This window comes from Kosakonia sp. AG348 (assembly GCF_003337365.1).
In the GTDB taxonomy this organism is placed as follows: domain Bacteria; phylum Pseudomonadota; class Gammaproteobacteria; order Enterobacterales; family Enterobacteriaceae; genus Kosakonia.
This window is the reverse complement of the sequence record NZ_QPJR01000003.1, coordinates 162,017-176,110: the sequence shown is the minus strand read 5'-3', so window position 1 is coordinate 176,110 and position 14,094 is coordinate 162,017. Positions and strand designations below refer to the sequence as shown.

The window sequence follows — 14,094 nt, the reverse complement described above, 5'->3', positions numbered from 1 at the left end:
ATATTCATCTAAAATTGCGTGTATCATAGTCGTTTTGCCCATCCGGGGCGACCAGGAGCCAGCACGATTGAGTAAAAATAAACTCTCCAAAGGGCAGCAGCGCCGCGTCAATGCGAACCATCAGCGCCGACTAAAAACGTCTGCGGAGAAAGCTGACTACGATGACAACCTGTTCGGCGATCCGTCCGAAGGGGTGGTGATCAGCCGCTTTGGCATGCACGCCGATGTGGAATCCGCCGATGGCGAAGTGCATCGCTGCAACATACGTCGCACTATCCGCTCGCTGGTGACCGGCGATCGCGTGGTATGGCGTCCGGGTAAAGAGGCGGCAGAAGGTGTCAGCGTGAAAGGCATCGTAGAAGCGGTCCATGAACGCACCTCGGTGCTGACGCGCCCTGACTTTTACGATGGCGTCAAACCGATCGCGGCAAACATCGACCAGATCGTCGTGGTTTCCGCTATCCTGCCGGAGTTATCGCTCAATATCATCGACCGCTATCTGGTGGCGTGTGAAACCCTGCAGGTCGAGCCGTTAATTGTGCTGAACAAAATTGATCTGCTGGATGACGACAGCTTGCGCTTCGTTAACGAGCAGATGGATATCTATCGTGGGATTGGCTACAAGGTGCTGATGGTTTCAAGCCATACGCAAGACGGGCTGGCACCGCTTGTTGAAGCCTTGACCGACCGCATAAGCATTTTTGCGGGTCAGTCCGGGGTGGGGAAATCGAGCCTGCTCAATGCGTTGCTCGATTTTCAGGAAGATCAAATCCTCACCAACGACGTTTCCGACGTCTCTGGTCTTGGCCAGCACACCACGACTGCGGCGCGGCTGTATCATTTCCCACATGGCGGCGATGTGATTGATTCACCGGGCGTTCGCGAGTTTGGCCTCTGGCATCTCGAACCGGAACAAATCACCAACGGCTTTGTCGAATTCCATGACTATCTTGGTCATTGCAAATACCGCGACTGCAAGCACGATACCGACCCAGGTTGCGCCATCCGCGAAGCGGTAGAGAAAGGCGAAATCGCCGAAAGTCGGTTTGAAAACTACCACCGCATTCTTGAGAGCATGTCGCAAGTAAAAACGCGTAAAAGCTTTTCTGAATCTGATGACTGACAACTACGCTTAGCGTCGCTAAAATCGTCCCCTTTTTAAAGGCTTCGGCGCTTACGCGCCGGGTCAGGAACGACAAAAACAATAGCCTGGAGGCTACCTTGTTAAACTCATTTAAACTTTCGCTTCAATACATTCTGCCTAAACTGTGGCTCACTCGCCTGGCGGGCTGGGGCGCGAGCAAACGTGCAGGCTGGCTGACCAAACTGGTTATCGATCTGTTCGTAAAATACTACAAGGTCGATATGAAAGAAGCGCAGAAGCCGGACACCGCCAGCTACCGCACTTTTAACGACTTTTTCGTCCGCCCACTGCGTGACGAAGTGCGCCCGCTCGATACTGACCCGAACGTGCTGGTGATGCCTGCGGACGGTGTGATTAGCCAACTTGGCGCTATCGATAACGACAAAATTCTGCAGGCCAAAGGGCACAACTACACCCTGGAAGCGCTGCTGGCGGGCAACTACCTGATGGCGGATCTGTTCCGTAACGGTAGCTTTGTCACCACCTATCTCTCGCCGCGCGACTATCACCGCGTGCACATGCCGTGCAACGGCATCCTGCGCGAGATGATTTACGTGCCGGGCGATCTTTTCTCCGTAAACCATTTGACGGCGCAGAACGTGCCGAACCTGTTTGCCCGTAACGAACGCGTGATCTGCCTGTTTGATACCGAGTTTGGTCCGATGGCGCAAATCCTTGTCGGCGCGACGATTGTCGGCAGCATCGAAACCGTATGGGCGGGCACCATCACTCCACCACGCGAAGGCATCATCAAACGCTGGACCTGGCCTGCCGGTGAAAGCGAAGGCGCGGTTGCCCTGCTGAAAGGCCAGGAGATGGGCCGTTTCAAACTCGGTTCTACCGTAATTAACCTGTTTGCGCCGGGCAAAGTGAATTTAGTCGAGCAGTTACAGAGCCTGTCAGTGACCAAAATTGGCCAGCCGCTGGCGATTTCCGCCGAAACCTTCGCGCCTGTTGATGCACAACCGGCACCGCTTCCGGAAGCGGAAATCAAAGCAGAGCATGACGCCAGCCCGCTGGTAGACGACAAGCAAGACGAAAGCTAAGCCTTAACCATTCTGGAGACTGATGTGCGCCTGATTATCGTTTTTCTGATGGCCTGGTGCCTCAGCCTGGGGGCTATCGCCGCAACGGCCCCCGATGCCCGGCAAATCGCCCAGGAGCTGGAGCAAGCCAAAGCGGCGAAAAACACGCCGGATCAGGCCGAAACCGTCGAGGTGCTCCAGGCCGCGCTAAACGCGCTCGAAGAACGTAAAGGTTCACTCGAGCGCGCCAAACAATATCAAGAAGTCATTGATAACTTCCCCAAACTCTCCAGAACGTTGCGCGCGCAGCTCGATAACCTGCGTGATGAACCGAAACCCGTTCCGGCGGGCATGAGCAGCGACGCGCTGAATCAGGAGATCCTGCAAGTCAGCAGCCAGTTGCTGGAGAAAACCCGTTTAGCGCAGCAGGAGCAGGAGCGCGCGCGGGAAATTAGCGATTCGCTAAGTCAGCTACCGCAGCAGCAAACCGACGCACGCCGCCAGGTCACCGAAGTTGAACGCCGCCTCGGGGCGCAAAACAGCAATACCCCGCTGGCACAAGCACAAAACTTTGGCGCGCAGGCGGAATCCGCGAAGCTGAAAGCATTGGTTGACGAACTGGAGCTGGCACAGCTATCAGCAAATAACCGCCAGGAGCTGGCGCGCATGCGCTCCGAGCTGGCACAAAAACAGAGCCAGCAATTAGACGCGTATTTACAAGCGTTGCGTAATCAACTCAACAGCCAGCGCCAGCGCGAAGCGGAACAGGCGCTGGAAAGCACCGAATTACTGGCCGAAAACAGCGCCAACTTACCGGCGGGAATTGTCGAGCAGTTCCGCATTAACCGCGAGTTGTCACAGGCGCTGAACCAGCAGGCGCAGCGTATGGATCTGGTGGCATCACAGCAGCGCCAGGCCACCGGGCAGACATTGCAGGTTCGTCAGGCGTTGAATACCCTGCGTGAACAATCGCAATGGCTTGGCGCGTCCAATATGCTCGGTGAAGCGCTACGCGCACAGGTCGCTCGTCTGCCAGAGATGCCAAAACCGCAGCAGCTTGATACCGAAATGGCGCAGTTGCGTGTGCATCGCATGCGCTATGAAGATCTGCTGAACAAGCAGCCGCAACTGCGACAAATCCGCCAGGCGGATGGTCAGGCGCTGACGGCTGAGCAAAACCGCATTCTGGAAGCACAACTGCGCACCCAGCGCGAACTGCTGAATTCGCTATTGCAAGGCGGCGATACGCTAATCCTTGAACTCACCAAGCTCAAAGTTTCCAATAGCCAGTTGGAAGACGCGCTAAAAGAAGTGAATGAAGCTACGCACCGCTATCTGTTCTGGACGGCGGATGTCAGCCCTATCTCCTTCGCCTGGCCGATTGAGATCGTGCAGGATCTGCGTCGCTTGCTTTCGCTCGATACCATCAACCAGTTGGGCAAAGCCAGCGCCATGATGCTCACCAGCAAAGAGACGCTATTTCCACTGTTTGGCGCGTTGCTGCTGGTGGGCTTTAGCATTTACTCCCGTCGTCACTTTACGCGCTTTCTGGAGCGTTCCAGCGCGCGCGTGGGCAAAGTGACGCAGGATCACTTCTGGCTCACCATGCGTACGGTGTTCTGGTCGATTCTGGTTGCATCGCCGCTGCCGGTATTGTGGAAAACGCTCGGCTACGGTTTGCAGGAAGCCTGGCCCTACCCGCTGGCAGTGGCGATTGGCGACGGCGTAACCGCCACCGTGCCGCTGCTGTGGGTGGTGATGATCTGCGCCACGTTCGCCCGCCCGACCGGCTTATTTGTCGCCCACTTCGGCTGGCCGCGTAACCGTGTGGCAAGAGGGATGCGTTATTACCTGATGAGCATCGGTTTTATTGTGCCGCTGATCATGGCGCTGATCATGTTTGATAACCTTAACGATCGTGAGTTCTCGGCGTCGCTGGGGCGGCTCTGTTTTATTCTGATTTGCGGGGCGCTGGCGATTGTGACGCTAAGCCTGAAGCGTGCCGGGATCCCGTTGTATGTTGATAAAGCTGGCAGCAGTGAAAATATGCCCAACCACCTGCTGTGGAACCTGTTGCTCAGCGCGCCTCTGGCGGCGATTCTGGCTGCCTGCGTGGGTTATCTGGCTACGGCGCAGGCGCTGCTGGCGCGTCTGGAAACCTCGGTCGCCATCTGGTTCCTGTTGCTGGTGGTCTATCACATCATCCGCCGCTGGATGCTAATCCAGCGCCGCCGTCTGGCCTTTGAACGCGCCCGCCACCGCCGCGCGGAGATCCTCGCCCAGCGCGCCCGTGGTGAAGAAGATGTTCCCCATCACACCAGTACCGAAGGCACTGCCGAGGTGGATGAGCCGGAAGTCGATCTTGATGCTATCAGCGTACAGTCATTGCGCCTGGTGCGTTCGATCCTGATGCTGATCGCCCTGCTGTCGGTGATTGTGCTGTGGTCCGAAATCCATTCCGCCTTTGGCTTTCTGGAAAATATCCCGCTATGGGATGTCACCTCAACGGTACAAGGCGTGGAAAGCCTGGAGCCCATCACCCTCGGCGCAGTGCTGATAGCCATCCTGGTGTTTATTATCACCACCCAACTGGTGCGCAACCTCCCCGCCTTGCTGGAGCTGGCGCTACTGCAACATCTGGATCTGGCACCGGGCACGGGTTATGCCATCACCACGATCACCAAATATCTGTTAATGCTGTTTGGTGGATTGGTAGGCTTCTCGATGATCGGTATTGAGTGGGCTAAATTACAGTGGCTGGTCGCGGCACTCGGCGTTGGGCTGGGTTTTGGCTTGCAGGAGATTTTCGCCAACTTTATCTCTGGCCTGATTATCCTGTTTGAAAAACCAATCCGCATTGGCGATACGGTGACGATCCGCGATCTGACCGGTAGCGTCACCAAGATCAATACGCGCGCGACGACCATCAGCGACTGGGATCGCAAAGAGATCATCGTGCCGAACAAGGCGTTTATCACCGAACAGTTTATTAACTGGTCGTTGTCGGATTCGGTCACGCGCGTGGTGCTGACGGTACCGGCACCCGCCGATGCCAACAGCGAAGAGGTAACGCAAATTCTTTACACCGCGGCCGAACGCTGTTCGCTGGTGATTGATAACCCGGCGCCGGAAGTGTTCCTCGTCGATTTGCAGCAAGGTTTGCAACTGTTTGAGCTACGCATTTATGCGGCGGAAATGGGGCATCGCATGCCGCTGCGCCACGAAATCCACCAGCTGATTCTGGCGGGCTTCCGCGAACACGGTATCGATTTGCCGTTCCCGCCGTTCCAGATGCGTCTGGAGAGTCTCGACGGCAAACGCACGGCAAGGACGCTGACGTCCTCCGGCAAAAGCAGCCGCCCGGCGGGCAGTTTGTAAGCCAACAAAAAAGGCGCCTCAGGCGCCTTTTTACTGTTCATTTATCGGGTCATCAGGCCCGGTCGACAGTAAACGCAATCACATCCGCCAGGCTTTCAGCCTGCAACGCCAGCATCACCAGACGGTCAACGCCCAGCGCGACGCCGGAGCAATCCGGCAGACCGGCTTTCAACGCTTCGAGCAGGTTTACATCTACCGGTTGCTGCGGCAAACCGCGCGCGGCACGTTTGCGGTTATCCTGCTCGAAACGCTGCTGCTGTTCGCGGGCATCGGTCAGCTCATGGAAACCGTTCGCCAGCTCAATGCCTTTGTAATAAACCTCAAAACGCTCAGCAACGCGGTGATCTTCGGTACTGATCTGCGCCAGCGCCGCCTGGCTTGCCGGAAAGTGATACACAAAAGCCGGACGATCTTTACCGATCTGCGGTTCCACGCCCATGGAGAACAGCAGTTGCAGCAACGTGTCCCGGTCTTCTTCCGTATCGGCGATATTGCTCAGATCAAGCTTCGCCGCCGCTTCACGCAGCTGGGTTTTATCAGCGGAGAGTGGGTCGATTTCCAGATAACGCTGGAAAGCCTGCTGGTAAGAGAGCGACTCCGCCGCCGGGCACTCCAGCACCTGTTGCAGCAAATCATCCACTTCATTCATCAGACGATACATGTCGTAGTGCGGGCGATACCACTCGAGCATGGTGAATTCAGGGTTGTGATGACGGCCCATCTCTTCGTTACGAAAACTTCTGCACAGCTGGAATACCGGGCCACATCCCGCAGCCAGCAGGCGTTTCATGTGATATTCCGGGCTGGTCATGAGATAAAGATTGAGCCCCTGAGAGTGGCCTGGGCCAACAAAACGGGTTTCGAACGGAAACAGGTGAATATCTGTCACCGTCGCCTGGCTCATACAGGGCGTTTCCACCTCAAGCACGCCGCGATCGGCAAAGAAACGGCGAATTTCCGCCATAATTGCCGCGCGTTTCAACAGGTTGGGGATGGATGCGCTCGGCTGCCAGGTTGCCGTCTCGCTCATGGTACTTTCTCCGATTTCAGACAAGGGCACGAAGTCTACCCGCATCGATCCGCAGAGACAAATTTTGCGCAAAATAATTTCATTAATGTCGTCTATAACTAGATGGATAAACATTTAATGGTGATATCAATCAAGATCGATGACATATCACCGCATAGAACAGCAAAAAAATCGAACGCATCAAATTTCCCCCGAATCTCTACGGTTATACTGCCCTTACCCAAAAAGGAGCAGTGGAACATATCCGCAACTACCTTGAGCGCTTCAGGCTTATCGTTGCGGAACAACAATAATCTGGAGGAATGTCGTGCATACCTTTCAAGCCGATATCGCTGTGATTGGCGCAGGCGGAGCGGGATTACGCACCGCGATCGCTGCGGCGCAAGCCCACCCCAACGCCAAAATCGCACTGATTTCAAAAGTCTATCCCATGCGCAGCCACACCGTTGCTGCGGAAGGCGGCTCTGCCGCCGTCGCCCAGGATCATGACAGCTTCGAGTACCATTTCCACGATACCGTTGCTGGCGGTGACTGGCTCTGCGAACAGGATGTCGTTGACTATTTTGTGCATCATTGCCCGACAGAGATGACCCAGCTTGAACAGTGGGGCTGTCCGTGGAGCCGCCGTCCTGATGGAACGGTCAATGTGCGCCGCTTCGGCGGGATGAAAATCGAACGTACCTGGTTCGCCGCCGATAAAACCGGCTTCCACATGCTGCATACCCTGTTCCAGACATCCCTTCAGTTCCCACAAATTCAACGTTTCGACGAGCATTTCGTACTGGATATCCTGGTCGATGACAACCATGCCCGCGGGCTGGTGGCCATGAATATGATGGAAGGTACGCTGGTGCAGATCCGCGCCAATGCGGTGGTGATGGCAACGGGCGGCGCGGGTCGCGTTTACCGTTACAACACCAACGGCGGCATTGTCACCGGCGACGGTATGGGCATGGCGCTGGCGCACGGCGTGCCGCTGCGCGACATGGAGTTTGTGCAGTACCACCCGACCGGCCTGCCCGGCTCTGGCATTCTGATGACTGAAGGTTGCCGCGGTGAAGGTGGGATCCTCGTCAACAAGAACGGCTACCGCTATTTGCAGGATTACGGCATGGGCCCGGAAACCCCGCTCGGCGAGCCGAAAAACAAATATATGGAGCTTGGCCCGCGCGACAAAGTGTCGCAGGCGTTCTGGCACGAGTGGCGCAAAGGCAACACCATCTCCACACCGCGTGGCGATGTGGTACACCTCGATTTGCGTCATCTTGGCGCGAAGAAAATCAACGAACGTTTGCCGTTTATCTGCGAGCTGGCGAAAGCCTATGTTGGCGTCGATCCGGTCAAAGAGCCGATTCCGGTACGTCCAACTGCGCACTACACCATGGGCGGTATCGAAACCGATCAAAACTGCGAATCCCGTATCAAGGGTCTGTTTGCCGTGGGTGAGTGCTCGTCTGTCGGCCTGCATGGCGCAAACCGTCTTGGCTCGAACTCGCTGGCGGAGCTGGTGGTGTTTGGTCGCCTTGCCGGTGAACGCGCTATGGAACGCGCCGCAACCGCAACCGAGGCCAATGACAGTGCGCTGAACGCACAAGCCGCCGACGTGGAAAAACGCCTGAAAGCGCTGGTGAACCAGGACGGCACTGAAAGCTGGGCGAAAATCCGCGATGAAATGGGTGAATCCATGGAAGAAGGTTGCGGCATCTACCGTACGCCGGAACTGATGCAGAAAACCGTGGATAAGCTGGCGGAGTTGCAGGAACGCTTTAAACGCGTGCGCATCACCGACACGTCCAGCGTCTTTAATACCGATGTCCTTTACACCATTGAACTTGGCCACGGCCTGAATGTCGCCGAATGTATGGCGCACTCCGCGCTGGCACGTAAAGAGTCTCGCGGTGCGCATCAGCGTCTGGATGAAGGCTGTACCGAGCGCGATGACGTTAACTTCCTCAAGCACACGCTGGCTTTCCGTGATGCCGATGGCGCAACCCGTCTGGAGTACAGCGACGTGAAGATCACCACGCTGCCGCCAGCAAAACGCGTCTACGGTGCTGAAGCTGAAGCGACCGAGAAGAAGGAGACGAACAATGGCTGAGATGAAGAATCTGAAAATCGAGATTGTCCGTTACAACCCGGAAGTGGACAACGCGCCGCACAGCGCTTTTTACGATGTGCCCTACGATGAAGCCACTTCGCTGCTCGATGCGCTGAACTATATCAAAGATAACCTCGCGCCGGACCTGAGCTATCGCTGGTCATGCCGTATGGCGATTTGCGGCTCCTGCGGCATGATGGTTAACAAAGTGCCGAAACTCGCCTGTAAAACCTTTCTGCGCGATTACGAGAAAGGGCTGAAAGTCGAAGCGCTGGCTAACTTCCCGATCGAGCGCGATTTGGTGGTCGATATGACCCACTTTATCGAAAGCCTTGAAGCGATTAAGCCCTACATTATTGGTAACGCGCGCACGCCGGATCAGGGGCCTAACAAGCAAACCCCGGCGCAGATGGCGAAGTATCACCAGTTCTCCGGCTGTATCAACTGTGGTTTGTGTTATGCCGCTTGCCCGCAATTCGGTCTGAATCCGGAATTTATCGGCCCGGCAGCGATCACGCTGGCGCATCGCTATAACCTCGATAGCCGCGACAACGGTAAGAAAGAGCGCATGGGGCAACTCAACAGCCAGAACGGCGTGTGGAGCTGTACGTTTGTCGGTTACTGCTCGGAAGTCTGTCCGAAGCATGTCGATCCGGCCGCCGCTATTCAGCAGGGCAAGGTAGAAAGCTCGAAAGACTTTCTTATCGCCACCCTGAAACCACGCTAAGGAGTGCATTATGACGACTAAACGCAAAGCCTGGGTTCGTCCCATGCCATCAACCTGGTGGAAAACCCTGCCGTTTTATCGCTTCTATATGCTGCGTGAAGGAACGGCGGTCGCGGCGGTCTGGTTCAGCCTCGAACTGATCTTCGGTCTTTTTTCGCTGAAACATGGGCCGGAAAGCTGGGCAGGGTTTGTACATTTTCTTCAAAACCCGATTGTGCTGATCCTCAACCTGATCGCGCTGGCGGCGGCACTGCTGCACACCAAAACCTGGTTTGATCTGGCACCGAAAGCCCAGCTCATTATTGTTAAGGGCGAAAAAATGGGTCCAGAGCCGGTTATTAAAGGGCTTTGGGTGGTAACGGCAGTGGTCACCGTGGTGATCCTGTTTGTCGCACTGTTCTGGTAAGGAGGCCAACGTGATTAACCCGAATCCAAAACGTTCTGACGAACCCGTTTTCTGGGGATTATTTGGCGCTGGCGGTATGTGGGGCGCGATTGTCACACCGGTTATCGTGCTGTTGATTGGCGTGCTGTTGCCGCTGGGGTTCTACCCCGGCGACGCGCTCGGTTACGATCGCGTGCTGGCGTTTGCGCAAAGCTTTATTGGCCGCGTCTTTATCTTTTTGATGATTGTATTGCCGGTGTGGTGCGGTCTGCATCGTATCCACCACATGATGCATGATTTAAAAATCCATGTTCCCAGCGGTAAATGGGTGTTTTATGGTCTTGCGGCCATCCTCACCGTCGTTACCCTGATCGGTGTTTTATTTCTTTGATAGCAGTCGCTCTCCTGCGTAAGCAGGAGAGCAAATTTCCCGCCAGCGTCTATACCCTAAAGAAAAGATCTGGAAGGAAAATCTCATGCGCCTGATGCTTCTCATCATGACTGTTATCGCTGCGCTGTTCATCTCCGGCTGTAGTTCTCCCACTCCTCCTGACGGCGTGACCGTCGTGCAAGATTTCAATACGCAACGCTATCTGGGTAAATGGTACGAAATTGCCCGCTTTGACCACGCATTTGAACGCGGGCTGGAAAGGGTCACCGCCACGTATAGCCTGCGCGACGATGGCGGTTTGACGGTAGTGAATCGCGGTTACAACACGGAACGCGGCATGTGGCAGCAAGCCACCGGCACCGCGTATTTTACCGGTGACCCACGCACCGCTGCGCTGAAAGTCTCCTTTTTCGGCCCCTTCTATGGCGGCTATAACATCCTTGCATTGGACAAAGATTACCGCTACGCGCTGGTTTGCGGGCCGGACCGCGACTATCTCTGGATATTGTCCCGCACGCCCACCCTGCCGGCAGACGTAAAACAGCAGATGCTGGACATCGCGGCCCGACAGGGGTTTGCCGTGGACAAACTGCTATGGATTAACCAGCCCCATTAATGGGCGCTCAGTTTCAATCCGATAATCCCGGCGACAATCAGACAGAGGCTGAGGATCCGCGCCACGCTTGCCGATTCGCCGAGCAGCACAATGCCGGCGACGGCGGCGCCGACTGCACCAATACCGGTCCAGATGGCGTATGCCGTTCCCACCGGCAATGTTTTCATTGCCCATGACAGCAGCACGACGCTTGCGACCATCGCCGTCACGGTAATCAGGCTTGGCATTAACCGGGTAAAACCGTGGGTATATTTCAGGCCGATAGCCCAAACCACTTCAAGAAGACCTGCAATAAGAAGAATTAACCAGGACATTTTTGGCTCCAGTGTGGGGCCGTCCCCATTGTGAATGAGCGCAAACGGGTCGTCCCGTTTGGCGTGTTAGAGAGGGAAATTTTGACGTTTTAGGCTCGTTATTTCAATATTTTTGTTCTTGCTCAATTTTAGGCGTTTTAAAGCGAGAAATAGCCACTGTTCGCAGCGGAATTCCGGCATTTATTCACCATATCTACCCCCTATGATAAATCCGCTCTCCTGAATTCAGGACGTTGTGCGACACTCTCTGACTGCGAAGAAAAATATGTTCAAGATTCTCGTGATTGACCGCTGTTACTTCACCCGCACAGGGATGGAATCCTGGCTCAATCAACCCGATTTGTTCCCCGCCTCCTTCCTGGTAACCGCGTTGCATAACTTGATGCTCGCCAAAGAACATATTGTGCAGTGGCAACCGGACCTGGTGATTGCCGACCTTCACGGATTCAAGAATGAAATACATCATATTCAACAGCTTGCGTCTTTTTTCTCTGTTTGTAGCGACCCCACGCAGGTGATGTTGTTAGAGTCTGGCGAAGATGCGCAACTGTCAGAATTTTGCGCGCAGTTTGCTATTCAGGCGACGCTGTTGAAAACAGAACCGCTGGAAAAACTGGCGAAAATTATCGACGCAATGGTGCTGGCGCGCCCGATCCGTGCGATACCGAAAATCGCCACTCCGCTGCTGACAAAGCAGGAAGAGAAAGTGCTGACGCTATGGATGGAAGGGAATAATAACCAGGCGATTGCCAGTAATCTCAGCATTAACGGTAAGACCGTTTACACCTACAAGCGCAATATCAGAATGAAGCTGGGGATGGGAAACCGTTTTACGCCGTTCTTATCACTGCCGGAAAACTCAAACTAACGGTACGGCAAGCGCCGTACCGACAGTGATTACTGTTGCGCTTTTGACGCCGCGCCAGAAATCGCGTTACCGCCATCGGAGATATCCTCTCCCACACCACGCGTGGTGTTACAGGCCGTCAGGACTGAGGAAAGAACCAGAACAGAAAAGATCGCAGCAATTGTCTTCTTAACCATAATATCTTCCTTTTGTAGCCAATATTGTTTGTGTATAGCCACTTAAGCATAGACAAAATCCGGGAAGGTTAGCGGAACGGAAGCATTTTTAGGAAGAGAGGAAGTTTTAGTTCGCTGCGCGGGAAATGACATGGCCCAGACTTTGGATGTCTTCGCCAACGCCACGGGCGGTATTGCAACCGGAAAGCAGTGCACAACTGATAAGAAGTAGAGAGAAGAATTTCGTCAGACGTTTCATATCATCCCTGCCTGCAAAGTTCGACGGCGTAGCACGGCGCTACGCCGACGTCGTGAGGATTATTTCACGCGAGATACGTATTCGCCAGAGCGAGTATCTACTTTAATCACTTCACCAATCTGCACGAACAGTGGAACTTTAACCACTGCGCCAGTGCTCAGGGTAGCCGGTTTGCCGCCGGTACCTGCGGTGTCACCTTTCAGACCTGGATCGGTTTCAATAACTTCCAGCTCAACGAAGTTCGGCGGGGTAACGGCGATCGGTTGGCCGTTCCACAGCGTTACGATGCACTCAGCCTGATCCAGCAGCCATTTTTCGCTGTCGCCAATCGCTTTTGCGTCAGCGGAAAGCTGTTCGAAGGTTTCGTTGTTCATGAAGTGCCAGAACTCACCATCGTTGTACAGGTAAGTCAGGTTCATATCGACAACGTCCGCGCCTTCTGCGGAATCAGTAGATTTGAAAGTTTTTTCTACACGCGTACCGGTCAGCAGACGACGCAGTTTAACGCGTGCGAAAGCCTGGCCTTTGCCTGGTTTAACGAATTCGCTGGCTTCAACCGCATAAGGTTCGCCGTCCATCATGATTTTAAGACCGGCACGAAAATCGTTGCTATAGTAAGTCGCCATAAGGCCCTCTGAAATTGTTAACTGGTAGCTAAGCCACAAAATGGCGCATATTGTAACCCTAAAAACCCCATCCAGAGAAGATTGGTTAATACAACTTGCCGATGTAATCACCGATCCGGATGAACTGTTACGTCTTCTAAAGATAGACACTGATGAAAATTTAATCGCTGGCGGGGCGGCAAAGCGCTTGTTCCCGCTACGCGTTCCCCGCGCATTCGCAGCGCGCATGCAGCCGGGAAATCCGCATGATCCGCTTCTGCGTCAGGTACTTACTTCACAGGAAGAGTTTATTGCCGCGCCAGGTTTCAGCACCGATCCGCTGGACGAACAGAGCAGTGTGGTACCCGGTTTATTGCACAAATATCGCAACCGAGCGCTGCTGCTGGTTAAAGGCGGCTGCGCGGTAAATTGTCGTTATTGCTTCCGTCGCCACTTTCCTTATGCCGATAATCAGGGCAACAAACGCAACTGGCAAGGCGCGCTGGACTATATCGCGGTGCACCCGGAGCTGGATGAAATAATTTTTTCCGGCGGCGATCCGCTGATGGCAAAAGATCATGAACTGGACTGGCTACTTGCCCAACTGGAAGCAATCCCACATATCAAACGCCTGCGCATTCACAGCCGTCTGCCGATTGTGATTCCGGCGCGGATCACCGATACGCTAAGTGCGCGTTTTGCCCGCTCATCGCTGCAAATTTTGCTGGTGAACCACATCAACCACGCCCAGGAAATCGGTGATGATTTTCGCCATGCCATGGCGCAACTGCGTCAGGCCAATGTCACGCTGCTGAACCAGAGCGTGCTGCTGCGCGGCGTGAATGATAATGCGCAAACGCTGGCGGATTTAAGTAATGCATTGTTCGATGCGGGTGTAATGCCTTATTACCTGCATGTGCTGGATAAAGTGCAGGGTGCGGCGCACTTTATGGTCAGTGATGACGAGGCGCGCACGATTATGCGCGAACTGCTGACGCTGGTATCGGGTTATATGGTGCCGAAACTGGCGCGTGAGATTGGTGGGGAACCCAGTAAAACGCCGCTGGATTTGCAGCTTCGTCAGAGTTAAAAAAAAACG

Annotated in this window: 15 protein-coding genes; 10 read left to right on the top strand and 5 right to left on the bottom strand. The window is 54.8% G+C overall.

All coding sequences use genetic code 11. The features are described from left to right. The first annotated feature begins 67 nt into the window (after window positions 1–67). From rsgA to mscM, 3 genes are all read left to right on the top strand, one after another. Window positions 68–1,123, top strand: coding sequence for a small ribosomal subunit biogenesis GTPase RsgA (rsgA, locus tag DFO56_RS07895; protein WP_020456223.1), 1,056 nt, complete (start codon window positions 68–70; stop codon window positions 1,121–1,123). Between the two features lie 98 nt (window positions 1,124–1,221). Then, a complete protein-coding gene (asd, locus tag DFO56_RS07890) occupies window positions 1,222–2,190 on the top strand; it encodes an archaetidylserine decarboxylase (protein ID WP_020456222.1) in 969 nt (322 codons plus the stop codon). 24 nt (window positions 2,191–2,214) lie between these two features. Beyond that, window positions 2,215–5,547: a miniconductance mechanosensitive channel MscM gene (gene mscM, locus DFO56_RS07885; RefSeq protein WP_020456221.1), complete on the top strand. Its 3,333-nt coding sequence runs from the start codon at window positions 2,215–2,217 to the stop codon at window positions 5,545–5,547. 52 nt (window positions 5,548–5,599) lie between these two features. On the opposite strand, the gene epmA is transcribed toward mscM, so the two are convergent. Further along, entirely contained in the window at window positions 5,600–6,577 is a 978-nt protein-coding gene (gene epmA, locus DFO56_RS07880) for an elongation factor P--(R)-beta-lysine ligase (protein WP_045514352.1), read from the bottom strand. Window positions 6,578–6,884: 307 nt separating this feature from the next. On the opposite strand from epmA, the gene frdA reads away from it, so the two are divergent. From frdA to DFO56_RS07855, 5 genes are all read left to right on the top strand, one after another. After that, a complete protein-coding gene (gene frdA, locus DFO56_RS07875) occupies window positions 6,885–8,675 on the top strand; it encodes a fumarate reductase (quinol) flavoprotein subunit (RefSeq protein WP_020456219.1) in 1,791 nt (596 codons plus the stop codon). After that, complete coding sequence (locus DFO56_RS07870) at window positions 8,668–9,402, top strand: succinate dehydrogenase/fumarate reductase iron-sulfur subunit (protein WP_020456218.1); 735 nt, start codon at window positions 8,668–8,670, stop codon at window positions 9,400–9,402. Before frdA ends, DFO56_RS07870 begins: the two co-directional genes overlap by 8 nt. Window positions 9,403–9,412: 10 nt before the next feature. Continuing rightward, complete coding sequence (gene frdC / locus DFO56_RS07865) at window positions 9,413–9,808, top strand: fumarate reductase subunit FrdC (protein ID WP_020456217.1); 396 nt, start codon at window positions 9,413–9,415, stop codon at window positions 9,806–9,808. A 10-nt stretch (window positions 9,809–9,818) separates the two neighbouring features. Then, window positions 9,819–10,178, top strand: a complete 360-nt coding sequence (gene frdD, locus DFO56_RS07860) for a fumarate reductase subunit FrdD (protein ID WP_017459187.1) — start codon at window positions 9,819–9,821, stop codon at window positions 10,176–10,178. An 85-nt stretch (window positions 10,179–10,263) separates the two neighbouring features. Then, entirely contained in the window at window positions 10,264–10,794 is a 531-nt protein-coding gene (locus tag DFO56_RS07855; protein ID WP_045514349.1) for a lipocalin family protein, read from the top strand. Here DFO56_RS07855 and sugE read toward each other — a convergent pair. Further along, on the bottom strand, window positions 10,791–11,108 hold the full coding sequence (gene sugE, locus DFO56_RS07850) for a quaternary ammonium compound efflux SMR transporter SugE (RefSeq protein ID WP_020456215.1): 318 nt from the start codon (window positions 11,106–11,108) through the stop codon (window positions 10,791–10,793). The two genes, DFO56_RS07855 and sugE, sit on opposite strands and share 4 nt — an antisense overlap. A 265-nt stretch (window positions 11,109–11,373) precedes the next feature. On the opposite strand from sugE, the gene DFO56_RS07845 reads away from it, so the two are divergent. Then, entirely contained in the window at window positions 11,374–11,976 is a 603-nt protein-coding gene (locus DFO56_RS07845; RefSeq protein ID WP_020456214.1) for a LuxR C-terminal-related transcriptional regulator, read from the top strand. Window positions 11,977–12,005: 29 nt separating this feature from the next. Here the strand turns inward: DFO56_RS07845 and ecnB are convergent, their stop codons facing one another. The 3 genes from ecnB to efp all read right to left on the bottom strand — a co-directional run bounded on the left by ecnB (window position 12,006) and on the right by efp (window position 13,016). Further along, the gene (gene ecnB / locus DFO56_RS07840; RefSeq protein WP_020456213.1) at window positions 12,006–12,152 is read right to left on the bottom strand and encodes a lipoprotein toxin entericidin B; all 147 of its coding nucleotides are present in this window, start codon (window positions 12,150–12,152) and stop codon (window positions 12,006–12,008) included. A 106-nt stretch (window positions 12,153–12,258) separates the two neighbouring features. Further along, window positions 12,259–12,390, bottom strand: coding sequence for an entericidin A/B family lipoprotein (locus tag DFO56_RS07835; protein ID WP_071925253.1), 132 nt, complete (start codon window positions 12,388–12,390; stop codon window positions 12,259–12,261). A gap of 59 nt (window positions 12,391–12,449) precedes the next feature. Next, window positions 12,450–13,016 (bottom strand): elongation factor P, encoded by a 567-nt coding sequence (gene efp / locus DFO56_RS07830; protein ID WP_017459193.1) that lies wholly within the window; start codon window positions 13,014–13,016, stop codon window positions 12,450–12,452. Window positions 13,017–13,056: 40 nt separating this feature from the next. Here efp and epmB point away from each other — a divergent pair, with 40 nt between their 5' ends. Then, window positions 13,057–14,085, top strand: coding sequence for an EF-P beta-lysylation protein EpmB (gene epmB, locus DFO56_RS07825; protein ID WP_020456212.1), 1,029 nt, complete (start codon window positions 13,057–13,059; stop codon window positions 14,083–14,085). Window positions 14,086–14,094: the final 9 nt, after the last annotated feature.